26 protein-coding genes are annotated in these 22854 nt (G+C 44.0%); 6 read left to right on the forward strand and 20 right to left on the reverse strand.

Going from position 1 to position 22854, the window contains the following annotated elements:
* The coding region (locus C6Y45_RS17875; RefSeq protein ID WP_218017824.1) for a hypothetical protein at nt 1-221 on the forward strand (221 nt) is incomplete at its 5' end.
* A gap of 180 nt (nt 222-401) precedes the next feature.
* On the opposite strand, the gene C6Y45_RS15360 is transcribed toward C6Y45_RS17875, so the two are convergent.
* The 16 genes from C6Y45_RS15360 to C6Y45_RS15430 all read right to left on the reverse strand — a co-directional run bounded on the left by C6Y45_RS15360 (nt 402) and on the right by C6Y45_RS15430 (nt 12568).
* Nucleotides 402-1394, reverse strand: coding sequence for a tRNA dihydrouridine synthase (locus C6Y45_RS15360; RefSeq protein WP_107586102.1), 993 nt, complete (start codon nt 1392-1394; stop codon nt 402-404).
* Between the two features lie 460 nt (nt 1395-1854).
* Nucleotides 1855-2085: a hypothetical protein gene (locus C6Y45_RS15365; protein ID WP_107586103.1), complete on the reverse strand. Its 231-nt coding sequence runs from the start codon at nt 2083-2085 to the stop codon at nt 1855-1857.
* 68 nt (nt 2086-2153) lie between these two features.
* Nucleotides 2154-3794, reverse strand: a complete 1641-nt coding sequence (locus C6Y45_RS15370; RefSeq protein WP_174703892.1) for a terminase large subunit — start codon at nt 3792-3794, stop codon at nt 2154-2156.
* A 4-nt stretch (nt 3795-3798) separates the two neighbouring features.
* Nucleotides 3799-4146 (reverse strand): hypothetical protein, encoded by a 348-nt coding sequence (locus tag C6Y45_RS15375; protein WP_107586105.1) that lies wholly within the window; start codon nt 4144-4146, stop codon nt 3799-3801.
* Between the two features lie 211 nt (nt 4147-4357).
* A complete protein-coding gene (locus tag C6Y45_RS18015; protein ID WP_107586106.1) occupies nt 4358-4648 on the reverse strand; it encodes an HNH endonuclease in 291 nt (96 codons plus the stop codon).
* 1 nt (nt 4649) lies between these two features.
* Nucleotides 4650-4925: a head-tail connector protein gene (locus tag C6Y45_RS15385; protein ID WP_107586107.1), complete on the reverse strand. Its 276-nt coding sequence runs from the start codon at nt 4923-4925 to the stop codon at nt 4650-4652.
* 63 nt (nt 4926-4988) lie between these two features.
* On the reverse strand, nt 4989-6212 hold the full coding sequence (locus tag C6Y45_RS15390) for a phage major capsid protein (RefSeq protein ID WP_107586108.1): 1224 nt from the start codon (nt 6210-6212) through the stop codon (nt 4989-4991).
* A gap of 4 nt (nt 6213-6216) precedes the next feature.
* A complete protein-coding gene (locus tag C6Y45_RS15395; RefSeq protein WP_107586109.1) occupies nt 6217-6795 on the reverse strand; it encodes an HK97 family phage prohead protease in 579 nt (192 codons plus the stop codon).
* Complete coding sequence (locus C6Y45_RS15400; protein WP_107586110.1) at nt 6792-7154, reverse strand: pathogenicity island protein; 363 nt, start codon at nt 7152-7154, stop codon at nt 6792-6794. The genes C6Y45_RS15395 and C6Y45_RS15400 overlap by 4 nt, the downstream gene beginning before the upstream one ends.
* Nucleotides 7129-8277, reverse strand: coding sequence for a phage portal protein (locus tag C6Y45_RS15405; protein WP_425427874.1), 1149 nt, complete (start codon nt 8275-8277; stop codon nt 7129-7131). Before C6Y45_RS15405 ends, C6Y45_RS15400 begins: the two co-directional genes overlap by 26 nt.
* Nucleotides 8278-8353: 76 nt before the next feature.
* Nucleotides 8354-8518 carry a hypothetical protein gene (locus C6Y45_RS17805; protein WP_170098755.1) on the reverse strand — a complete coding sequence of 55 codons (165 nt, stop codon included), beginning with the start codon at nt 8516-8518 and terminating at the stop codon, nt 8354-8356.
* Nucleotides 8519-8827, reverse strand: a complete 309-nt coding sequence (locus C6Y45_RS15410) for a phage head closure protein (RefSeq protein ID WP_107586112.1) — start codon at nt 8825-8827, stop codon at nt 8519-8521. It abuts the gene before it with no gap.
* A 447-nt stretch (nt 8828-9274) separates the two neighbouring features.
* Nucleotides 9275-11578, reverse strand: a complete 2304-nt coding sequence (locus C6Y45_RS15415) for a phage/plasmid primase, P4 family (protein ID WP_107586125.1) — start codon at nt 11576-11578, stop codon at nt 9275-9277.
* Nucleotides 11579-11697: 119 nt separating this feature from the next.
* Nucleotides 11698-12009: a hypothetical protein gene (locus tag C6Y45_RS15420; protein ID WP_107586113.1), complete on the reverse strand. Its 312-nt coding sequence runs from the start codon at nt 12007-12009 to the stop codon at nt 11698-11700.
* An 18-nt stretch (nt 12010-12027) separates the two neighbouring features.
* Complete coding sequence (locus C6Y45_RS15425; RefSeq protein WP_107586114.1) at nt 12028-12339, reverse strand: helix-turn-helix domain-containing protein; 312 nt, start codon at nt 12337-12339, stop codon at nt 12028-12030.
* Nucleotides 12317-12568, reverse strand: coding sequence for a helix-turn-helix domain-containing protein (locus C6Y45_RS15430; protein ID WP_107586115.1), 252 nt, complete (start codon nt 12566-12568; stop codon nt 12317-12319). The genes C6Y45_RS15425 and C6Y45_RS15430 overlap by 23 nt, the downstream gene beginning before the upstream one ends.
* Nucleotides 12569-12703: 135 nt before the next feature.
* Here C6Y45_RS15430 and C6Y45_RS15435 point away from each other — a divergent pair, with 135 nt between their 5' ends.
* Both C6Y45_RS15435 and C6Y45_RS15440 read left to right on the forward strand, forming a co-directional pair.
* Nucleotides 12704-13252, forward strand: coding sequence for a helix-turn-helix domain-containing protein (locus tag C6Y45_RS15435; RefSeq protein WP_107586116.1), 549 nt, complete (start codon nt 12704-12706; stop codon nt 13250-13252).
* Nucleotides 13253-13276: 24 nt separating this feature from the next.
* Nucleotides 13277-14470: a tyrosine-type recombinase/integrase gene (locus C6Y45_RS15440; RefSeq protein WP_107586117.1), complete on the forward strand. Its 1194-nt coding sequence runs from the start codon at nt 13277-13279 to the stop codon at nt 14468-14470.
* 76 nt (nt 14471-14546) lie between these two features.
* On the opposite strand, the gene groL is transcribed toward C6Y45_RS15440, so the two are convergent.
* Nucleotides 14547-16181, reverse strand: coding sequence for a chaperonin GroEL (groL, locus tag C6Y45_RS15445; protein ID WP_107586118.1), 1635 nt, complete (start codon nt 16179-16181; stop codon nt 14547-14549).
* A gap of 51 nt (nt 16182-16232) precedes the next feature.
* Nucleotides 16233-16517, reverse strand: coding sequence for a co-chaperone GroES (gene groES / locus C6Y45_RS15450; protein WP_107586119.1), 285 nt, complete (start codon nt 16515-16517; stop codon nt 16233-16235).
* Nucleotides 16518-16854: 337 nt separating this feature from the next.
* Between groES and C6Y45_RS15455 the strand changes: the two genes are divergently transcribed.
* Together C6Y45_RS15455 and C6Y45_RS15460 are read left to right on the forward strand one after the other, a co-directional pair.
* Nucleotides 16855-17598, forward strand: coding sequence for a CPBP family intramembrane glutamic endopeptidase (locus C6Y45_RS15455; RefSeq protein ID WP_107586120.1), 744 nt, complete (start codon nt 16855-16857; stop codon nt 17596-17598).
* On the forward strand, nt 17595-17804 hold the full coding sequence (locus tag C6Y45_RS15460; RefSeq protein ID WP_107586121.1) for a YdiK family protein: 210 nt from the start codon (nt 17595-17597) through the stop codon (nt 17802-17804). The genes C6Y45_RS15455 and C6Y45_RS15460 overlap by 4 nt, the downstream gene beginning before the upstream one ends.
* A gap of 61 nt (nt 17805-17865) precedes the next feature.
* Here the strand turns inward: C6Y45_RS15460 and iadA are convergent, their stop codons facing one another.
* Both iadA and yfcC read right to left on the reverse strand, forming a co-directional pair.
* Entirely contained in the window at nt 17866-19038 is a 1173-nt protein-coding gene (gene iadA / locus C6Y45_RS15465; RefSeq protein ID WP_107586122.1) for a beta-aspartyl-peptidase, read from the reverse strand.
* Nucleotides 19039-19059: 21 nt separating this feature from the next.
* Entirely contained in the window at nt 19060-20559 is a 1500-nt protein-coding gene (yfcC, locus tag C6Y45_RS15470; RefSeq protein WP_107586123.1) for a putative basic amino acid antiporter YfcC, read from the reverse strand.
* A gap of 156 nt (nt 20560-20715) precedes the next feature.
* On the opposite strand from yfcC, the gene C6Y45_RS15475 reads away from it, so the two are divergent.
* A complete protein-coding gene (locus C6Y45_RS15475) occupies nt 20716-22641 on the forward strand; it encodes a sigma-54 interaction domain-containing protein (protein WP_107586124.1) in 1926 nt (641 codons plus the stop codon).
* Nucleotides 22642-22854: the final 213 nt, after the last annotated feature.

A 22854-nucleotide genomic window follows, 5' to 3' on the forward strand; every position in this document is an offset into this window, starting at 1 on the left:
TTCTTCGACGGCTGTTTTCTATTCTTGAACGGAAAGTGGCTCCCACCTCCGCATTCGATGGCTCCCTTGTCCGCAAAGAGTGGCTCAAAACTCAGCACAAGTGGCTCTTTCCCTCCGCAATACTCAGGCAGCACTCAGCTTTATCTTGGCGTTCTTTTTGCTTAGAAGGGGGAGCCAGATTATTAAATGGCAGAAAAGCAGTGCTGAACCTGCATGAATAGGCAGGCGCAGTCGTTCTTTCGACCCGACGGTGACCTAATGGACAGGTGTTTATATAAAAAGAACGACCAGTAAGCCTCCCTATTCACGAGAGGTACTGGCCGTTCTAATTAAGAATAGATGAAAAGACAGAAATCCGGGTAAAGGAAAAGGCACCGACCGTTCGGCCGGTGCTTTATCTATTAAACGTTCAGCTGTTTTTCCTTTTCTTTCACCTGCGCTTCAAACTCATCAAGCAGATCACGCACTTCGTCTGTTGTTTCTGTTTTCATGAGCTGATTTCGCAGCTCTCCGCCTCCACGGATACCCCGGATATATATTTTAAAGAAACGGCGGAGCGGCTTGAATAAAATCGGTTCAATTTCCGTGGAATACTTATCGTGAAGATCGAGGTGCAGCCGTAAAAGATCAAACAGCTCTTTTGTGCTGTGCTCCCGCGATTTTTCTTCAAACGCAAAAGGGTTTTTGAAAATTCCCCGGCCGATCATGACCCCGTCCACGCCGTATTTCTTTACAAGCTCTTCGCCTGTTTCACGGTCGGGAATATCACCGTTGATCGTAAGGAGCGTATGCGGTGCAATTTCATCACGGAGCGCCTTGATCTCCGGGATCAGCTCCCAGTGCGCTTCGACACTGCTCATTTCTTTTTTCGTACGCAGATGAATCGACAAGTTGGCAATGTCCTGCTCGAAGACGTGCGTCAGCCAGTCTCTCCACTCGTCGACATACGTATAACCGAGCCGTGTTTTCACACTAACCGGCAGGCCTCCCGCTTTGGCAGCCTGAATGATCTTCGCCGCATTATCCGGCTCCCGGATCAGGCCGCTGCCTTTCCCACTCGCAGCTACATTCTGCACCGGGCAGCCCATGTTTAAATCGATCCCTTTAAAGCCCTGTTCGGCCATGCCGATACTCATTTCCCGGAAGTTCTCGGGCTTGTCTCCCCAGATGTGGGCAACCATCGGCTGCTCATCCTCTGTAAACGTCAGACGCCCCCGTACACTGTAGATTCCTTCCGGATGACAGTAGCTGTCCGTGTTCGTAAACTCCGTAAAAAACACATCCGGTCTCGCAGCCTCCGCGACTACGTGCCGGAAAACCACATTCGTCACATCTTCCATCGGTGCCAAAACATAGAACGGCCGTGGCAGATCGTTCCAGAAATTTTCTTTCATAAAGCCGATTCATTCCTTTCGTTACGGAGCAAGAACTGCTCCTCTCTCAAAAAAATTCTGATATATATTATGATAATCAAATTTGTTTATTTAATCATTTTCTTAACCTTATATATTTTACATGAATTTGACTTTTATGAAAAGAAGGAGGTTTTATCATATGATACAATATTATTGGTTATAAATAATTGAAAAAAAGCCCTCCACCAAGTTCGAAAACTCGATGAAGGTCCTCTTTTAAAAACCTATCTAAATTAATTTCAACGGTTTAAGCGGATGATAAAGCTCATATTCCTTTCAATTCAGGGTTTTGGGTTTTTAATTACATCATGCCGCCCTTGTCGCACTGCTTAAATTAATAACAAATGAAGTCTAAAAACGTTGATGTAACAGCATTTTTAATTTCTACACACTCCTGAATTTCGGTGCATTAAAAGGCTTTCGGTGGTTTTTCGGTGGTTTAAAATGATGCGTCCGTTACATCAAAATCTTCACCGACTTCAACAGCTTCATAATGTGTTATTTTATCTGCAATAATAGTGTAAAATTTCTCGTCAGTTTCAAATTCTACATATCCGTTTCTTCCTTTTTGCTGCGTTTGAAGGATAGCTCTTTGCGCTCCATCAGCTTCCACAAAAAATGATCCTGCTTTATACTCCCCAACAAAAACATCAACCTGGAAATTCGACATAAACATCCACCCCCTTCCAATAATCTACTACTATTTTACATTTTTGTTCACTACTTTGAAACAGAAATTTACAAAGCCCTCAAAAACTCGTCATGATGCTCATACAATCCCACATAGGCATCTAACATGCTTGCTGTTCCATCTATCCTCATTTTTGCTGCCTGGTTCTTTACTGGCACAATGTTTCCGTTCCGATCCGTTTCAATCCCTGTGTTTGTTAAGCACCATTTCAGGATAGGGCTGTTATTGTAATTAATCTTCTTCGCTTGCAGATCCGCCCCCATCTGCTGCATAGGTAAACTGAGCGTTCTTGCCCCCTGGATGCAGCGTTCCATCTTAAAACCATGCTGCTCCATTTCTTCTACCCAATACTTAGCAGAATAACTGTCATAGTAAATCCACAGTGGAGTTATGCCGTAATCATTCAGCATTTCAAGAAACCAGGCCGTTATATCTCCATAGTTAATACTATTACCATTACAGAGCCTGAGTAGCCCTTGATCCAGCCATTTATCATAGGGGATCTTATCTACCGCTACCCGGTGTTCAAAGCTTTCACGGGGCAGCCAGTACATTTGATGAATGAACCGCTTTTCCGTTTCTTTATCTACCATCAGGAGTGTAGCACAGCTTAAATCTGTCGTAACACTTAAATCAGCCCCGCCTATGGCATAGCAGTTTTTAAAATCCTCCAGGTTAAACGTTTCTTCATTATTGATATGATCGAACGTCAGCCAGGCTGTATTTACCGTATCTCTGATATTAAAATCTTTTGTGAGAATCCCGCTTATGTCGTTCGGGTTATTCTGTGCTTTTTCTACTTTCCGTTTCAGATCATCATGCTTTTTTATGCTGCCTAAAGCAGGATTAGCTTTCATCCAGGCTCCCTGATCCGTCCATTCTTCTTTCTCATCAAGCTCATACATAATAGGAAGGAAACTTTCATCTTGATAATTCCCATCAGCCACATTACAAGCGTATTCGTACATATCATCAAAGATATTCCCCCGGATCGTACCAGCTGTGGTTATCATAATAAGAATAGGCTGCTGCCTGGCTGATTGGCTCTGCTTCATAACTTCATATAAGTTTCTATCTCCTATGCTGTGAAGCTCATCAATAACCACAAGGCTTCCGTTCAGCCCGTCCAGGGTATTACTGTTTTTTGCTAATGGCATAAGCTTTGACATGGTAGGCTGAAAGTATAGATCACTCTTTCTCTTTTTCACATGCTTTGATAAGTGTGGGCTTTGCTGGATCATATTGTGAGCTTCATCAAAAAGAATACGTGCTTGATCTCTTTTACTGGCAATAGAATAGCATTCTGCCCCTCCTTCACCATCTGCAATAAGCATATATAAAGCTAAACTTGCCAGCATGGTACTTTTTCCGTTTTTTCTGGCCACATAGAACATGCTTTCTTGATACTTTCTGTGTCCTGTTTCCTCATCCACAAAGCCAAACAGCGCACTAATAAAAGCCTTCTGAAAGAGTTCAAGGGAAATAGGTTTACCAGCCCATTCCCCTTTACTGTGCTTACAGAACGATTCTATAAACAATATCGGTTTGTTTGCTTTCTCTTCATCGAAAATATAGCCTGAAGGGTTCTGGATCTCATGAGCCATCCGTTCATATTGCCTGTAAACTCGTTTAGAAGTAGTTACCTTCCCTACTTTGATCTCCTGCCAGTATTCCAGTACATAATTCATCAAATCACGCCTTTATAAAGTCCATTAATGGATCTGAATGCTGTTCTGCGTCAGTTTTAGGCAACAGATCTACCAGCTGTTTATAGAGAAGGCTATAACGTTGAATGGTAGCATTGTAAGCCTTCAACGCTGGATGCTCTCTTAAAAACTCCTGCCGGCCTTGCTTAAACATAGATACAGCCCCTTCACTCTCTACCTGCTCTTTCAAGAATTCAAGCGTATTCTGCATGAACACAAGCTCTTTATAGATCCCCTGAGCAATAGGCTGCCTATCTTCTGGAATGTCCTTCAATAGCTTTTTTACTTTCCGCATATCCGTAGAAACTACGGGCTTCTTTTTTGAAGTCGTCATAAATTCACCTTCTTATCGTATTTTTTGATCGTATATAACCGTCCCCTTATATAAAATTCCCTGGAGAGGAAAAGAAAGGTCCCTGCACCGGTTCCCTATCGACTTTTTTAAAAATAAAATCGGGGGGACTAAAATTTTTTGAAAAATATTTTTTTGAAATTTTTATTTTTTCGATTTTCATTTTTTATTTTCGGAAAAATATTTTTGGAATTTATTTTTTTATCAAGTTACCATCCGAATCAAACGTCAATCCTTCCACACAATTTTTACTTTTATGATGTTCAATGTTGTGGCAGTTTTGACAGAGAGCTTCTAACTGATCCCAGTTCAATGTAACTTGCGGATCGTGAATGTTTTCAGGTGTAATGTATTTCTTGTGATGACAGATAGAAGCTACATCTCCACATCGTTCACAGATGTAATGCTTACTACGCATGAATCCTATACGGCAGCGTATCCACTCTTTACTTGTATAGAAAGCTTTAGCATAGTCATGCGCCATATTACTTCACTCTTCCTAAAGCTGTTAGTGCTGTAAGCAAGTTATCTATCGTTCGCTTCAGCCTTTCACTGTCCTGGCTTTGCGGATCAAACCACAGCTGTAAAATAAATATTGTTACTGTCCTGGCTAATGGATGAACAGGATCTTCTTCCCACGTTATCCCTGTAGTTGCTTCCAGGTAAGAAGGGATAGAATCTAATAACGTTTCAATTATAGGATCGTTCTCTTCATCATTTACTCTCACAGCGTCTCTAGCTTCTTCTATACTAATAAGCATGTTCTCACTCCTTTTTATAAAAGGGATACCAGCATAGGCTGATACCCCTCATAATGATTAGGCTTATGCCCCTTCTGGTACTGATAGTTTAATGAATGCTTCTTCTACCAGTGGCTTTGTATCTGCAATAGCCATAGCTCGATAATCTACCAGGCCACTCTTGAAGCTGCTTTCCCTTGATACTTCAACCATAAGACCTTGTGGCATGTTATACCCCATGTAGTTGAAGTTACCAAGAATGATAGTATCATCTTCGATATTGTCATCAATGACAACCTCTTTCCCCAGGATATACCCCACTGTTTCATTCTTAGGATCTGCAACAAAGATAGGACGCTTATTATCATCTACCAGGCTGTAGACCTTGTTATAAAGAGTGGCGTTACTCATAGCAAACTTAGCGCCTCCAGCATAACCACGCTTTAGTTTAGCAAGAGCCTGAGTAAAGTCCGTGTATTCTCCTGCAAGATCCAGACTGTTAGAAGCACTCCAAGTTATACCAGTATCCAAGCCGGTTCCTTGTCCATCCCCTGTACCATTTACAAGAGCATCAGCAATGGCTTCCATCACACAGTTTGTAAGCTCATCAATCATATAAGATTCAAAAGCCTGTACGCTCATTTTCTTAGCTGCTGCACTGATGGAGAATACTTTAATGATCTCGTATCCACCAAACTTCACAGCTGCAGTATTGGCTTGCTCACTGTCTACCGGTTGCCCTTCTGTATGCCACTGCGCCTTACTGGAAGGCGTACCAATCGGAACACTGATATTTGTTGGAATATTAAAGTTTCGGCAGTGTGCAATCAAACCGCCCATTGTACGTGCTTTCTTAATTACTTCATTCAGTGTTGTAGTCGGTAGTACTGCAGCACTGTTTGTTGTTGTATTGAAAGCATCAGAACGGCGTTCAGCCTCTTGAAGCTCCATCGCTTTGTTAAATGTGCGTGTCTCCATATCTGTAAGCTTCTGCCCCAGCATTGTTTTATAGAAAGCACTGCGGTATTCAGAGCTTTCAAATACATTTTCCATCGGTACCTCTTTAGGTTGATTACTGAAGTTTGTACCAGTGATAGGATTGAAGCCACCTGAGCTGTTGCCCTGGCTTCGTTGTTCAATGTTTTCTTTCGCTTCTTTCAATCCATCCAGCTCCACATTAAGGGAATCTACATCAGCATTAGGATCTGTATTGATCTTCTCCCCGATCTCTGAAGCTCGTTTCTCAATATTTTCTACGGAATGGTTACGATAATGATTAAATGCCTCTGCTACTGTTTTAAATTTCATGCGTTTACACGCTCCTTTTTAGTATTTGATTAATTTTTATTTTTGCTTCCTGTCGCTCAGGGGCTTTGAGCTTTTCCCAGGTGTTTTCAATAGCTGATCTGGCTTCTACACTCGTTTGAGGATAGGCTGGAAAAGCTACGATACTACATTCATACACCTTTTCAATCTTTGAAATAGTCCTGATATTCGTCTTTGCATCGTAATGGCTGCCGCCTTTAGGTACTTTAAATGCAAAACTCATACCGGATAGATCTCCACGTACTACTGCCGTATGGACGCTTCTCCCATCTTCAGTATCAGGTAACTCTGCTCTTAACTCTAATCCTGCCGGATCTAAAGTTAAGTGCATCGTTTTAGGTGTTCTTGCTAAAGGAATCTTATTCATATCGTGGTTATACATCAAACGAACATCTGATAAATCAGCATCGTCCAATGCGCCCCTTTGAATAACCTCGATATATTGCCCGAATGGGGCATTTATAGTGGTCGAATGGCCAAAAACTATAGGCCTCCCACTAAGAACAAGGCTGCTTTCCCCTGCCGGATCGGCAGCTCTTAATTCAGCAATTCGTAATTCTTTCATGATGCTGTACCTCCTTCAACTGCTGTAAAGGCTATAGGTAGCCAATGAGGAGTTTTATATTCTGCTCCACTTTTCACTATGGGCATTCTTAATGTCTTCCCATCTATAAAATAGACAAATGGAGGAACTACTTCTTTCTTTATTAGGTTTTGCTCTTGAAGCTCTTCCAAGATATGATAAGCCTCTTCATTCCAACCTGACCAATAAATAACATTTCTATTTTTGACACTGGTAGATTCAAATTCCCCTTGCCAAGAAAAGCCTTCCTCTTCAAATATTTTTTCTATTTCCACATAGCTTGTATTATCATTTACTTGAATGTAATCCAGTATTTTATTCTTCACTTTTGTTTGATTCATCCTGATACTCCCCTTCCTCATTTAATTGATATTTATCGGCTTTATCAGCGTTCACAACGTTTAATGTCTGGATACGTTTATCTCCGTTTTCTACAGGTGGTAGGTTCAATATTTCTAACGCCTGGTTAGCAGTGAACAGACCATAAGGCATAAGTTCTTTAATGATGTTTGTTTTACTTGTATTGCTGGCAAACTGCAGCCTGTTTGATTCAAACATAATAGAATTTCCAAAGGATTGTTCACGCTCTGTAAATAACTTATCTGTTAATTCCAGAGAAAATTGAATAGCTAGAGGCTCTATAATACTTTCATAGAAGGATGCCCATTCATCTTCTGAATACGTGCTGTTTACAATGCTTTCACTGATACCCAGATACTCATAAATCTTCTGTTTCACAGCGTTTAACTGCTTGTCATCTACAGAAACAGGATTAGATTCTAGCGGTATATAATCGAATTTACTATCAATAGCCGCTATGCCTCCATTGTTCTCAACAGTCAAATAATCGTTGATAAAAGCTGCTTTTTCTTCCTTAAGCTTCTCTGGACTAAGCACCTGGTTATACTTCAATATTCCTCGAATAGTGGCATTCGACTTAATAGAGTTTTCCAGCCCTTCATTCTGTGTATGCGCTAAGTCCAGTGCTGGAATAATAGCTGTATTCGTATCACCCAGGAGATCATTACTGTTAAAAAACCGCCTGGCTATAAAAACATCTGTATAGGGAAGAGTTACTTCCTGCCCGTTTGAAAACAAGAATTTACAATACATCGTTCCATTAGCATCGGTCATGTATTCTACACTCTGAGGAGATAACGGATATATAGCCCTTAGATAACCACGCTCATCTTTATCTAAAAAAGCAAAAGTATTATTGAATAAATAGTAATGAGTTACCAGCTTATAAAGCAGATCGTAAGCTGTCATATAAGGGTTCGGCCTTACCTGAAGCAGCCGGTTTAATTGTTTATCTCCTGTCAGTCGCCTTTCAGATGATGCAATAAGGTGTTTTCCTTTGAGCTTTGCAGCGTTTCTTGCTATAGCATCCACAGCAGCCCTGTAAATATCACTTTCATAAGCGTTTCCACTAAATGGAGTGAATAAGGCAGTACCGCCACTCATTATTTCAGCTCTCTCTGTTTGTCTCTGTACTTCTTTTTCTATCCCTAAAAGTTTCTCCCAAAATCCAGCCACAAAATCACCACCTCTCTTCCGTTATAATTCTTCTCTTTTCCCTACCGGATGCTATTTCATAAGCATTTATTAGTTCGATGAGATCATACCGATCCACAAGCATAAACTCGGTTCGATTATTGCAAGCACGTTCAATATCTTCTTTTATCCTTTCCAATACCTCATCCATTTACAAAATCGCCTCCCCTATTATAGTGATTGTTCTGTTTTGTTCATCATCGTTCATAATGCTTCTTATTGAGTAATCCTTTCCTTTAAAACGAATGTGCATTCTCGATGTGATGCCAGGAGTATATTTAATGATGAATCTGGAAACTCCTAAGTTTCCGGCCATGGTAGCAGTATTAAATTCACTGCCTTTCATAGTCTTAATATCAGCCCAGGCTTTTTTTACTTCCTGAAGGCTTGTACCTGGGTCAGGCCCAGGGTTCGGGATCTCTTCCATGAATGAAATGCGATGCTTAAAATTAAATGCCACTTACTTCACCTCTTTTATATACGGGCGAATTACCCTTATCTTTAATTGTGTTACTTTCAAAGAATCCCCAGACTCTTTGTGGCACATAGGTTTTCAGTGTTCGCTGTTTTAAATTCCACACTTTTTATTTGAGAGGAATCGTGTATGCCATATTTCCACTTCTTTTTAAGCTGTAATTGAAAATGTAATTGAAACAGAAGGTTATAATTTCAACCTCCCTTTTACTCTCCCAAAGCCTCCACACTTTTGTAATCGTGTAATCGTAATTTCCACTTACTTTATATTTTTTTATTCTCTAAGATACACAAGCCCCATTTATTTATATTCCTAAATAAGGCTTTGTTTCGATTACACGATTACAATTCGGATCAAACACTGTCACTGCAATATTTTGTGTGTAATCGTAAAAGTGAATTTCGATTGCAATTCGATTGCACGATTACACCTCTACTCCAATAATTTAGAAGCATAATTATTATTCTCATAGCATTGATAATTTTTGCTTTTTTCTCCGCAACCTATACCCAATAAATCTAAATCTCCGAAAGCACCAATTAAATCATGACCGTGAAATCTCCCCTGTGAAGAAGTATTCCACTTACTGCTTAAATAAGCTTTAAACTGCTTGTGGAACTGTCTGTCTGAGAGAGGCTTATATCCATTGTCATGGCAAAACTTTTTATAAAAGCCATAAACAATATATTTAGGCACTTTATGAATATCCCATTCATCGAATATAGATAGTTTGAAGTCCAGCACCGGATCATTATCCTGTTTGAAAACTTCAAGCTCATTCAGCGATACAGCAGGAATATCAAACTTATCAAAATCCATATTGATTGCTTTATGCAGCACATATTGAAGCACTTTAGGATCTTTGATATATTCATCTTTGATTTTGATGTTCTCTGTTCTGCCGTTAAAATCAGCATTGAATGGAACAATCACAAGCCTTCTGATCGTGCCGTTCGTTTTATTCCTGAATTTCGGCATACCATTCGTTGACTGGATCACGCTACACTTAAAGGCTGTATTATAGATAGGCTTGTTTTTCTGCTCTACAGAAACCACATCACCCGTTACCACAGAATTGAAGTTTGAACTGTCATCAATGTAAACATTAACGGGTACATCATCCCCAACAACTGCTGTTTTCCCTTCCAGTACACTCAACCTAAAACGCTGATCGAATTCATTTACTTTCAATGTGGCGATATTATTCAGTCCGATCAAGCTCGTAATAAGTTCCTGGAACGTCCCTTTTCCGTTGTTTCCTTCCCCGATCAGGAAGATAGCTTTCTTTCTGGAAAAGTTTCCGTTTAAGGAATCATTGATAACCTGCCATAAAAGATGAACGACTTCTGCATCATTACAGGCAATAGAGGCTAACCAGGATTCAATATCCCATCCATCAATGACTGGATTACTAATATTTTTTACATAAGGTGTGGAGATTTTTGTTGTAAAAACATAATCAGGACTGAAGCTTTCCAGCTGCTTTGTTTTGAGATTAAATACGCCATTCTCCACAGGGATTAGATACCTGGATTCTGTCTTTTCTTTCACTTCAGCTCTGTTCATCAAGTGGTAGATAACGTCATCTGCTTTTGTGCTGTTCAGTTTTGGTTCCAGCCAGGAAATAATACGTTTTACCACAGTATTGTTTCTGGTATAAATCCCTTCTTTAGGCAGATACATAGCAAGCCTGGTGTTTTCTTCTAAATCGAATAAAGCAAAACTGATATAGGCCGGAAGGATAACAGCACATCTTAAAGGGCTAATGGTAGTGGGCTTTCTGCCGTTCTTTCCATCGGCTATCCACTCCCTTTCCATATCTGCCAGTTCTACCAGCCTTCTATCTGAAAGCTCTTTTTGTAAGTCCACTTCAGGAGAATCTTTCAGGATAAATTGAAAATCTTCTAAAGCGCTTGTTCTTTGATACGTTGATTTAAGACCTTTAACAGCCTTTTGTATTGTCCAAGATTTATAATCTTCTCTGTCCCATTTTTGCCGGTATAATCCGCCTCCCGAAAAAATTCTATCAATCTGCTCAGGATCTTGAGTGTAGAAAGCAATTAAGTTACATAGCGCTTGATCCGCTTCACTTTGACTTTCATAAGATTGAGATTCCCAGTTACCAGCATAGAGATCCTGAAACTTTCTGCCGTTGATAGCTTTTGAAGCAATGCTTATTATGTCGTTATCCTCTAGTTCAGGTGAGGATGGAAGATCCGTCTCCACAGTGTTGTTAGCCTCAAAGGCTTTTGGTGGAAAATATAGATCATAAACATAGTCCAAAACTTCCTGTTGTTCCTCTACTGCTAAAGGCGTTCCTTCAAGATGATTTCCTGTTACAGCTATAAAACGCTTTTTCTCGTAAACCTCAATGCCTTTACTAGGATTTTTGCTTCGTTCGCCGGGCTTTTTACCTTTTATAAAAATATGCAGCCCTTTACCACTCTGGCTAATTTCCGTATAACTGTTGAATGAATCAACTAAAACCTGTGCATCCGGGATAATTTCTCCACTTTGAATGCAATCGTCAAAATCTATAACTGTAATAGAATCTTCCTCTGATAAGAAATAGCCGATACCCTTATAATTGTCTGCAGCTCTAAAAGCTGCTTCATACGTTGTCCATGTGGCGGGATCTGTTGAGCTTGCAGCTGAACCGTTAATTTGATGAGGGATCTTTTTCCCTTTCCACACAGCCCATTGCTTACGATCCTTTAATTCTTTTGGTATTTTCATGCTCTCTGTAGCAGCTTGCAAAGCTTCACCCCCTCTTGTACTTCGCCTGATTGTCGGTTATACTAATGGTAGATATTTTATGAAGTGAATATTTTCTGAGATCGTAAGAACTGCCATTCTTACGATCTTTTTTTGTGTTCAAAATGAACCAGCTCAAATATTTTTGTATGCTGTTGATGAGCAACTTCACAATTATTTTCCAAGCCTCGCATTGTATGATACATAAGCTCAGATAATATCCTAACTTCTATGGCGTATTCTCGATGATATACCCCCAACTCTTCCAAAGAGTTTGCTTCACCATCCACTTTCTCCATTTTTTGCTTCAGTAATGATAATTTTTCTTCTATATCGGAAAGTACTTCTTTCTTATGTGAAAGCTCTCCTAAATTAAAATCCAATTCATGAGTAAGGTCTTTTAAATCTTTCATTATTCCCACACTCCCCTTTTATTTTTGGTCGCTTTGCATCCTCTTATAGATTTTCAAATCATTGTCTGTGGCTGTCATGGATGCTGTCATTTCATCTAAGAACTGATCCACTTCATCTTTCTTGAAAAGATACTTACTCCCCACACGATAATATTTGAGGCCATTTTTTATTAAACGATCTTCGATCACCGGTTTACTGATGCTGAGATAAGCTGCCAGCTCCTGATACGTCATAAAGTATTTTTGCTTCGCCAGTTCTTCTACTCGTTCATTAATGGCTGCCTCTAACTTGTCTTTAATCACATCATCATCTACTTGAATGTTGAACAACTTCATCACCTCCCCTTTGAACTCCACCGGCGTCATCGACAGGTAAAAAAATAGGCAATACTGAATTGATAGCAAAAAGAACTTTACTACTTGGAAGGGTTCTACCATTTTCAATGTCAGAATAATAACTTCTTGAAATTCCAATTTTCTCAGCTGTTTCTTTTTGTGTCATTTTTCTTTTTGTTCTTTCTTCTTTAATTTTTAAATGGTAGACCTCATGCAATTTCATAGTTTCTCCTCCTTTTTGAACTCCACCGGCGTCATCGATTAATCTAATCTTAACAGCTCAAAATAGCTAAGTCAATAAAAATGTTATCCACCGGCGTCACTTTTCTGTTATCATCTATATAAAGGGGTGAAACCAATGAATATAGGCGATAATATTAAAGCAATTCGCACAGAAAAAAAACTTACACAGCAAGAACTGGCTGACAATATGAACATTTCCCGTTCATATTTAAGCGATGTGGAAAATAACAGAAAAAATCCTAGTATGAAAACTATTGAATCCTTAGCTAGTAAATTAAATGTTTCCATTGCTTATTTAACAAGTGGAAGAAGAATGCTGTCTGACATGTCACGGGAAGAAATAAGTAAATCTCTTCGTGAGGCATCTTCTAAAAGTACAAAAGCTTTAAAAGAGCGTTTAAGGGAAGATATAGATAGTATTAATATTGATGATCTTGACATTATAGAATCGACTTATCTAATAAATACAGTATTTTTCTTGAAGTTTTCAAAAGAAGAAGATGTTAGCTTTCTTGCTTCTATGTTACGGGTTTTAAATCACCTAATTGAGGGAGGATTACCTGATAACTCTTTGACTGAAGAAGAATCAAAAGAATTAAATACACATCTTGAAGATACCATTCAGGATTTTGAAAAATACCTTAAAGAACGGTTTCTTCCTTAATCATTAATATAGGCAGGTGATCCAATGGCCAGGATATATAAAAAGAAAACTAAAACTGGATTTAGTTGGGGTTATGTTGTGTATGCCGGTACAGATCCGATTACAAATAAGGAAAAACGTCACTATAAACAGGGATTTAAAACGCAAAAGGATGCAAAGTTAGCCGCTGCTTTAGCTGAAAGGCAGCTTAACCAGGATGATTTTATCCAACCCTCCAGAATTAGCTTTCAGGAACTTAGCACCGATTGGGAAAAACATTATTTAGCCCAAAAAGCAAAAGAAAGCAGCCTTAGAGCAAGAAAGATAGCTTTGAAGCATATGATTGCTCACTTTGAAAACGTACCAATTCAAAAGATAAATAAAAAAGCCTATCAAGATGCTATTGATAAGCTGGCTGCTTCGTTCAGTGAAAACTATATTTCAAGCATTCACTCATCGGCACATATGGTTTTTGAGTACGCTGTGGAATTGAAGCTTCTGAAAGAGAATCCTGCAAAGAAAGCGAAACTCCCAAAAAGAAAAGTTACCCTGGAGGAATTAGAGAATCGAAACTCTATAGAAGAAAAGTATATGGAAAAAGCAGAACTTGAAGAATTTCTTACTGCCACAAAAGAGCATGGCCTGGATGGAGATCTTCTGACTTTCACATTACTTTCTTATTCCGGCTTACGTATCGGGGAACTATTAGCTTTAAAGTGGTCAGAAATGGACTTTCAGCAGCAGACTTTAAACATTATCCGTACTTATTACAATCCCACGAACAACAAAAAAGGATTTAAGCTGCAAACGCCTAAAACAAAATCATCTATCCGGCTGATAACAATAGATACCCTGCTGATTGATCTGCTGAAACGGCATAAGGAAGAACAAAACAAAATGAAAAAGCAGAATGCTCCCTTCTATCAGGATCAGGGTTTTATCTTTGCTACTAATGAAGGTTATCCGAAAACAATTAAACATATGGCTATAAGAATGCAAAGGCTGCTGAAAAAAACTACAATTCAAAAGCATTTAACGCTGCACTCGTTCAGACATACTCACACTTCTTTACTTGCCCAGGCTGAAGTAAGCTTACCTGAGATTATGGAACGGTTAGGCCATGATGATGAAAATACAACGAAAAAGATCTATCTCCACGTAACAAAAGAAATGAAAAAAGAGGCCTCCACCAAGTTTAGTAACTTGATGAAAGACCTCTCCGAAAATCTACATGACTAATATCGGTGGTTTTTTCGGTGGTTTAAGCAGATGATAAGGCTCATATCCCTTATATATCAGGGGTTATGGGCTTTTATTACATCATGCCGCCCATTCCACCCATACCGCCCATGTCCGGCATGCCGCCGCCTGCGCCTTCTTCTTCCGGAACGTCCGCGACAACCGCTTCGGTTGTAAGGAACATTGCGGATACAGAAGCTGCGTTTTGCAGTGCAGAGCGGGTAACTTTTGTTGGGTCAACGATACCCTGCTGGATCATGTCGACGTATTCGCCGGAAGCAGCGTTGTAGCCGATGCCTACAGATTCGCCTTTGAGACGCTCGACGATGATGGAGCCTTCGAGACCTGCGTTTTCCGCAATCTGGCGTACCGGCTCTTCGAGTGCACGGAATACGATGTTGGCACCTGTTGCTTCGTCGCCTTCAAGGCCGAGTGCCTGGAGCTTTGTCAGGACGTTAACTAGCGCTGTACCACCACCGGCAACGATGCCTTCTTCTACCGCTGCACGTGTAGAGTTGAGGGCGTCTTCGATGCGGAGCTTCTTCTCTTTCATTTCTGTTTCGGTTGCTGCACCGACTTTTACGACAGCTACGCCGCCTGCAAGCTTCGCAAGGCGCTCCTGAAGCTTTTCGCGGTCAAAGTCGGAAGTTGTTTCTTCGATCTGGGAACGGATCTGGTTCACGCGCTCCGCGATTTTCGCAGAGTCTCCGGCACCTTCCACGATCGTTGTGTTGTCTTTAGATACAACAACCTTGGACGCGCGGCCGAGCTGGTCGATGTTCGCTGACTTCAGGTCAAGACCGAGGTCTTCTGTGATCACTTCTGCGCCGGTAAGTGCGGCGATGTCTTCAAGCATTGCTTTACGGCGGTCACCGAATCCTGGTGCCTTAACCGCTACGGCGTTGAACGTGCCGCGGAGCTTGTTGACAACGAGTGTTGCAAGCGCTTCGCCTTCCACGTCTTCCGAAATGATGAGGACCGGCTTGCTGCGCTGGACTACCTGCTCGAGTACCGGAAGTACTTCCTGAATGTTACCGATTTTCTTGTCAGTTACAAGAATGTACGGATCTTCAAGAACGGCTTCCATCTTGTCGGAGTCGCTTACCATGTAAGGAGAAGCGTATCCGCGGTCGAACTGCATACCTTCCACGACTTCAAGCTCAGTGCCGAAGCCTTTGGATTCTTCTACTGTGATAACGCCGTCGTTTCCTACGCGCTCCATCGCTTCAGCAATCAGCTGGCCGACTGTGTCGTCGGAAGCAGAAATCGATGCAACCTGGGAAATGGACTCGCGGCCTTCGATCGGCTTGGAGATGGTTTTCAGTTCTTCAAGCGCTGCTTCCGTCGCTTTTTCAATCCCGCGGCGGATAACCATCGGGTTCGCACCGGAAGTAACGTTCTTCAGGCCTTCCTTGATCATTGCCTGCGCCAGAACGGTCGCTGTTGTCGTACCGTCACCGGCGATGTCGTTTGTTTTGGAAGCTACTTCGGATACGAGCTGGGCCCCCATGTTTTCAAAGTTGTCTTCAAGCTCGATTTCTTTGGCGATCGTGACACCGTCATTCGTGATGAGCGGGGAACCGAACTTTTTCTCAAGAACAACGTTACGTCCTTTCGGTCCAAGCGTTACTTTTACTGTATCTGCCAGACGGTCCACTCCACGCATCATTGCGCGGCGGGCGTCTTCACTGTGCTTAATCTCTTTTGCCATGCTGAATCAACCTCCATTTATTTTGTAGTCGTTGTTTCGTTTGTTTTTTTACTATTCGATAACAGCGAGAACGTCGCTCTCACGAAGGATGAGCAGTTCCTTGCCGTCATATTTTACTTCTGTACCTGCATACTGGGAGAAGATGATTTTCTGGTTCTCTTTCACTTCCGGAGATACGCGCTCTCCGCTTTCTGTGACGCGTCCGTGTCCTACGGCAAGTACTCTGCCTTCCTGCGGCTTTTCTTTTGCCGAGTCCGGAAGCACGATTCCGCTTGCTGTTTTTGATTCTTCTTCGATTACTTCAATAACTAGACGATCTCCTAATGGCTTTAACAAGGAAAATCCCTCCTTTAATATTTAGGTACGCTTGGCGTACGTGGATAAATTATGTCTTTATTAGCACTCGTCATCTATGAGTGCTAACACAATTATTATAATAATCAAATCCAGAAATTTTTGCAACCCTTTTCCTCTGATTTTTCCAAAAGCAGGCGGTCCATGTGCCGATCATCAGGAAATCGGGCTCCCTCTCCCTCCTTCCCTTCCTGCCCGTTTTATTAAACAATCCTGCCTGAATTCTTCGTAAAGGTCACCGCGGAGAAATTATGCTACAATGGACAGCGTATGTTTCACCTGTAGATAAAGAAAGAAGCACATAAAGGGGAGTAGTCGTTTGAACAAATTTTACTGGCTTATTATCGTTGCCTTTATTTTAATGCAGCTGTCGCCGATTGCCATTATACCGGTTTTGATGGCGCTTGGATTTGACGGATCGATGCAGGAGCTTTCCGGCACGGCGCTGTCGATTGGTTTTACACTCGGATTTATCGTCATCACCCTGCTCGCCTGGCGCGCGAAACCGAATCCGGCACTCAGCGAAAACCAAGCAAACGTACCTAAAACCGTTCTCTGGTCGATTCTCGGTATCTTTCTCGCATTTGCGGCGCAGTACGCCGCGGCGATCGTCGAATCGGTCGTCTTCGGTATCGAACCGGGATCGGAAAACACGGAAGTGATTGTGGACCTTGCCAACGCAGCACCGTTCGTGATTTTCATTGTAGCCATTCTCGGGCCGGTTATTGAAGAAATTGTTTTCCGGATGGTTATTTTCGGAGCGCTCTTTAAAAAGTTCGGTTTCTGGATTGCAGCGCTCGGAAGCGGCTTTGCGTTTGCTGTCATCCACCTCGACTTTGAGCACCTGCTCGTGTACCTTGCAATGGGCATTGTGTTTGCGTGGCTTTATGTTAAAACGAAACGGATCATCGTACCGATCATTGCCCACGTCGGTATCAACTCTTTCGTCATGCTCGTTCAGGTCATTTACGGAGACGAACTCCAGGACTTGATGGAACAGCTCGAGCAGATGGATGAGTCCGCGCTCTCGGCACTGATGATTCTTGGGAGGTTATTTATATGATGCGTTCTCCACGCTTTAACGGGTATTTATTCTTTTTTGTCGGTACGCTGTTTTTAATGATGGCGATTCAGACCGCCGGCCAGACGAGCGGCTGGGATATACTGACGATCGTACTGATCGCGTTTGCCGCCTTCGATTACATGCTCGCCTTTAAGTTTTTCGGCATCGCCGGCAGGCAGGCGAACAGTAATAATAAAGGAAAATAAACATTCATTTAAAAGAGCCGCGGGGAAATCTCCGCGGCTCTTGTTTGTTTATCCAGACAAATTATTCAAATGTTCCTTTTACAAGCACTTCTCCTTCTTTCATCAGGCAGCGCCCCCCGGCCCAGAGACTGTCTGTTTCCCACTCGTCGTTGAGAAGCAGGACGTCTGCGTCACAGCCGGCTTCCACGCGCCCTTTGTCCGTAAGCTTCAGCATCTCAGCAGGATTTCTAGTAACGGTTTTCAGCGCCTGCTCGGGGCGGACTTTTTCTAGGCACACCGCTTCCTTCAGTGCCCGGTGCAGGCTCCCGACGTCTGCGACGGTAAGCCCCGTCAACTCCCCTTTTTCGTTAAATTCCGGAAGGCTGCCCTGACCGTCGGACGTCATCGTCAGTCTGTCGTCCGGCACGCCGGCTGCGAGAGCACGCCGCACCGCCGCTGCCGCCTTTACTTCGCCTTCTTCTAAAAACTGCGGGATTGTGCTCGTCGTAAAATCAATGATTCCTCCGCGCTTCGCGAATTCAATTCCTGCCTCAAACAGCTTTTCTGTCCGGTTTACGTGCGTCGGGCAGAAGCTCGTGATCGGAATATCTGTCGTATTCACGACCTGGAGCAGCGGATCGAGCCGGCTCCCGCTTTCTCCTATATGTACGTTGACGATGCCGGCTTTCCCTGACAGCATCCCGCCGATGCGGGCCTGGGAAGCGACTTTGGCCAGCTCCTCCGTCGTCGGCTGGGACGAGCGGTGATCACTCACCGCCACTTCTCCGACGCCGATAATTTTATCGATGAGCATCATGTCATCTTCGATCTTCCCGGTCACCGTCCGGACAGGAATATGGTAATTGCCGACGTGACAGTAACAGCTGATCCCCTCCGTTTCGAGCGCCCGTGCTTTGACAACGAGCTCCGGCATCGACCGCGTCATGCCGTCGGTTCCGATCACTCCGACGACCGTTGTAATGCCGGCTTTCACCGCCTCCGACAGCTGCAGCTCCGGGGTGCGTGTATGAGGGCCTCCTTCGCCGCCGCCCCCGATAATGTGGACGTGGCTGTCAATCAGCCCCGGGACAAGCATTTTTCCTTTGGCATCGACAACGTTTGTTTTTCCGGCTGATGCCGGAGGAGGTTCAATTCCCTCCCCTACCGCGGCAATTTTACTGCCGGCAAGCAGTACGTCCTGTTTTCCGAGCGGCTCCGGACTGTAGACTTCGGCTCCTTTAATAAGTGTATACATGGCTTATTCCTCCCATCGGTTTTAAGATAAATTAATCAGTACCGCTCCGATAATAAATACAAGCGCCAGGCCGAACATCAGCAGCTGGAATTTGATAATAAACCGGAACCACGTTCCCCAGCCGATACGTGCTGCACCGAGCGTTCCCATCAGCGCTGCTGACGTCGGGACGATCATGTTGGTCAGCCCGTCTCCGAGCTGAAAGCCAAGAACGGCTACCTGTCTTGTGACCCCGGCAATGTCAGCGAGAGGGGCAATAAGCGGCATGGTTAAAGCAGCCTGCCCGCTTCCGGACACGACAAAGAAATTAATCGCCGACTGAAAAACAAGAATGAAGGAAGCCGACACCACTTCCGGCAGATTGTCGACCAGTCCGCCGGCCGTGTAAAGAATCGTATTCAGCACGGAAGCTGCCCCCGGGTCATCTCCTCCGAGAATGATCACGATTCCTTTCGCCATGCCGACAACGAGCGCTGCCGGAAGCAGCTGCTGCGCGCCTTCCCCGAAGCTTTCAGCCATGTCGTTAATCGTCATGTTGTTAAGTTTAAAGATAACCCCTATGATACCTGCGACCAGTCCAATCGTGAAAAACTGCGTAGCAATTTCCGGAATGTAGTACGCTTCCTGCACCACACCCCAGATGATCCACCCTACTCCGAGAGCAAGGGTTAATACGACGAGCGAATCTCCTACAGTAAACCTGCCGTTGATGTCCTGCACGTTGTTATGCTTGCGGAAATACGCGTTCGCATTCGGTGAATAGGATGCGGAAGGATCGCGCTTTACTTTGGAGGCGTACCACATCGTGTAAATAATACCGACAGCGGTAAACACAGCCCACATGAATATACGAAAAGGCGCTCCGGAAAGCACCGGCACGTCCGCGACTCCCTGGGCAATCGCTACGCCGAAAGGATTCATCCATGACGTGGCAAACCCGACCTGCGTCGCAACATAGGTGATCATGACGCCGGTAATCGCGTCATAGCCGAGCGCAATGACAAGCGGGATTAAGATAATCGCAAACGCAATCGCTTCCTCCCCCATGCCAAAAACAGCACCGCCGAGAGAAAAGAAGAAAAACATAACGGGAATTATCAGTGCTTCCCTGCCTTTCGTTTTATCAATAACAGCAAGAATCCCCTGATCGATCGCTTTCGTCCGCATAATGATACCGAACGCCCCGCCGATAATCAGTATAAACGCCACGACTCCAACAGCCGATCCCCATTTATCCCCGGAAACGAGCCCTTCGAACATATAGTTTAAAAATCCGGCTTCTCCAAAGGGTTCAAACAGACTGACGCCCTCTCTCGCCGGTTCTCCTGCGGCGTCGGTTTCATATTCGAAGGTTTCCGGCATAAGTACTGTACGGGTGTCCTCCTGCCCCTGGTTATCATATGTAACTTCTTCTGTTTCGAACACACCCATCGGAATAAGATAGGTCATCACGGCTGCAAGTACAACCACCCCAAAAATAATCACAAACGTATGCGGCATTTGAATTCCTTTTTTCGGCATGCTTTTCCACTCCTTTCATTCGTTGCTTTTTAATTAATGCAAAACTAATGCCAACATCCACTTTCGCGCCACACCTGGTTTTTCCGCTTCATGCAGATATTATATGTTTTTATGTTAAAATTAAAAACAACATATAAATGAGAATGGAGGCTGTTTATGCTTGGTCTGGCAGCAGGAAACGAAAAAACAGAAGCCGTGCTGAAACAGCAGCTGAAAAAGCTGCTCGGCGATTTTTTGGAAATACAGAGCTGTGCTCTCGATATGGATCCGGATCCTGACTGCCTCTCCCGGGCAGACATGATCGTGTTTTCGTCTGATTCTGTCCGCCGGGAGTGGGAGTCCTTCCCTGAACGGAGGCACCCTCACACAATTACCGGCATACGTACAATCGACCCGGAAGCCATCACCGACCTGCTTCAGCTGCCGGCAGGAAAGGTGCTCCTCGTCAATGAGGACAGGCAGTCCATCAGCGAAACGGCCGAATCGATGTACCAGCTCGGCCTCACCCACTTAACCCCGGTGCCGGTTGAAACGGGCCGCCTGTATTATCCCGGAATCCAGACCGCTGTTACTCCCGGAGAAGCAGCGCTTTGTCCAACATCCGTACCGCACATTCTGGATATCGGAGTCCGGCCGTTCAGCATGAAAACCCTGCTTGATATTGTCGACTTTTTTCAGCTTCCACTGGCAGCCCCCATTTCCGAGAGGTATTTGCAGACGATCGTCGGCCTGCAGCGCAGTCTGCTTGAAAAAGAAGAACAGACAAAGAATCTCAGCGCCCATTACCATGAACTGCTCGATCAGGTCGATGACGCCATTCTTGCCGTGGACCATTCGGGGGTCATTACAGCCGCCAACGAACCGATGGCTGCTTTCTGCGGCATGCTGGAAGAATCCATCCTGCATCAAAAGGCCTCGGATATTCTTTCCGGGACGCCGGTCGGCCAGTTTTTATTAAGCGATGACGTCCGCAGACCATCCGCCTCCCGCGGCGAAGAGTTCGTTTTGTACAAAACCCGGACTGCTTCTTCCGGCACGATCATTACAGTAAAAAGTGTGGAAACGGCTTTTGAAGTAGAGGAGACCGCAAAGCGTGCCTATCAGGACGGCCTCCGGGCACAGTACACGCTGGACGATATTATTGCACGCGACCCGGCGATGGTCCAGGCTAAAGAAGCCGCCCGGCGGATGGCTGGTTCCTCCTATCCGGTGCAGATTCAGGGAGAAACCGGTGTAGGAAAAGAATTATTCGCCCATGCGGTCCATCACAATTCCCCCGTTTGGCAGGGACCGTTTTTCGCCGTAAACGCCGGGGCAATGACAGAAAGTCTCCTGCTGAGTGAACTTTTCGGCTATGAGGAAGGGACATTTACCGGAGCACAGAAAGGCGGAAGACGCGGCCTGTTTGAGCTGGCTTCCGGAGGCACGTTGTTTCTTGATGAGATCGGCGACCTGAGTCCGAGTGTACAGGGCCAGCTTTTGAGGGTATTGCAGGAAGGAGAAATCCGGCGCGTCGGCGGCAGCAGAAATATTCCCGTGGACGTGCGGATCATTACCGCTACAAACAAAGTATTGAAAGAAGAAGTCGATACCGGGAGGTTCCGGGCAGACCTTTTCTACCGGCTGCAGGTCCTGCCGCTGAAAGTCCCGCCGCTCCGGGAACGGAAGCAGGATATCCCCCTTCTTGTCGAAGCCTTTCTTCCCGAAGGACGGAGCGTGGATGCTGAAGCTCTTAAGATCCTGACCGCCTGCCACTGGCCGGGAAATATCCGTGAGCTGAAAAGCTGTCTCGCTTACGCTGCAACTTTGAGCAGCGGTGTCATTTCGCCGCAGGATCTGCCGGATACGGTATCCCGCGCGCCGGATGTTTCCGGCCTCACTACGGATGACACAGACATTCTGCATGTGCTGTCCGATGGTAAACACAAAAGCCTCAAACAGCTGGAACAGGATCTGCCCCAGTTAACTCTGCAGCAGATCCGCCTCCGTATTCATCAGCTGCACGAGCAGGGCCTCGTCCAGAAAGGCAGGGGACGGCTCGGCTCCCAGATTACGCAGTCAGGTCTGAAGTCCGTCACGTAAAACATGATGAATGGTGAAATGATCGTTTTATAAGTGTTAAAAGAAGACTACTTGTTGATTAATAACGAATGTATAATGATTAATCCCGGTTAGGCCCCCTAATTCTGGACACGTTCTCACTCATTCTCCATGGGTCTGTCTTTTTCGTTTTTTCGTTATCAAACCCATAGTTCTTGCCGGGGAAGACGACCTTCCATGGTTTGTTGATGAAAG

It is taken from the genome of Alkalicoccus saliphilus (genome assembly GCF_003044065.1).
Classification (GTDB): Bacteria; Bacillota; Bacilli; order Bacillales; family Salisediminibacteriaceae; genus Alkalicoccus; species Alkalicoccus saliphilus.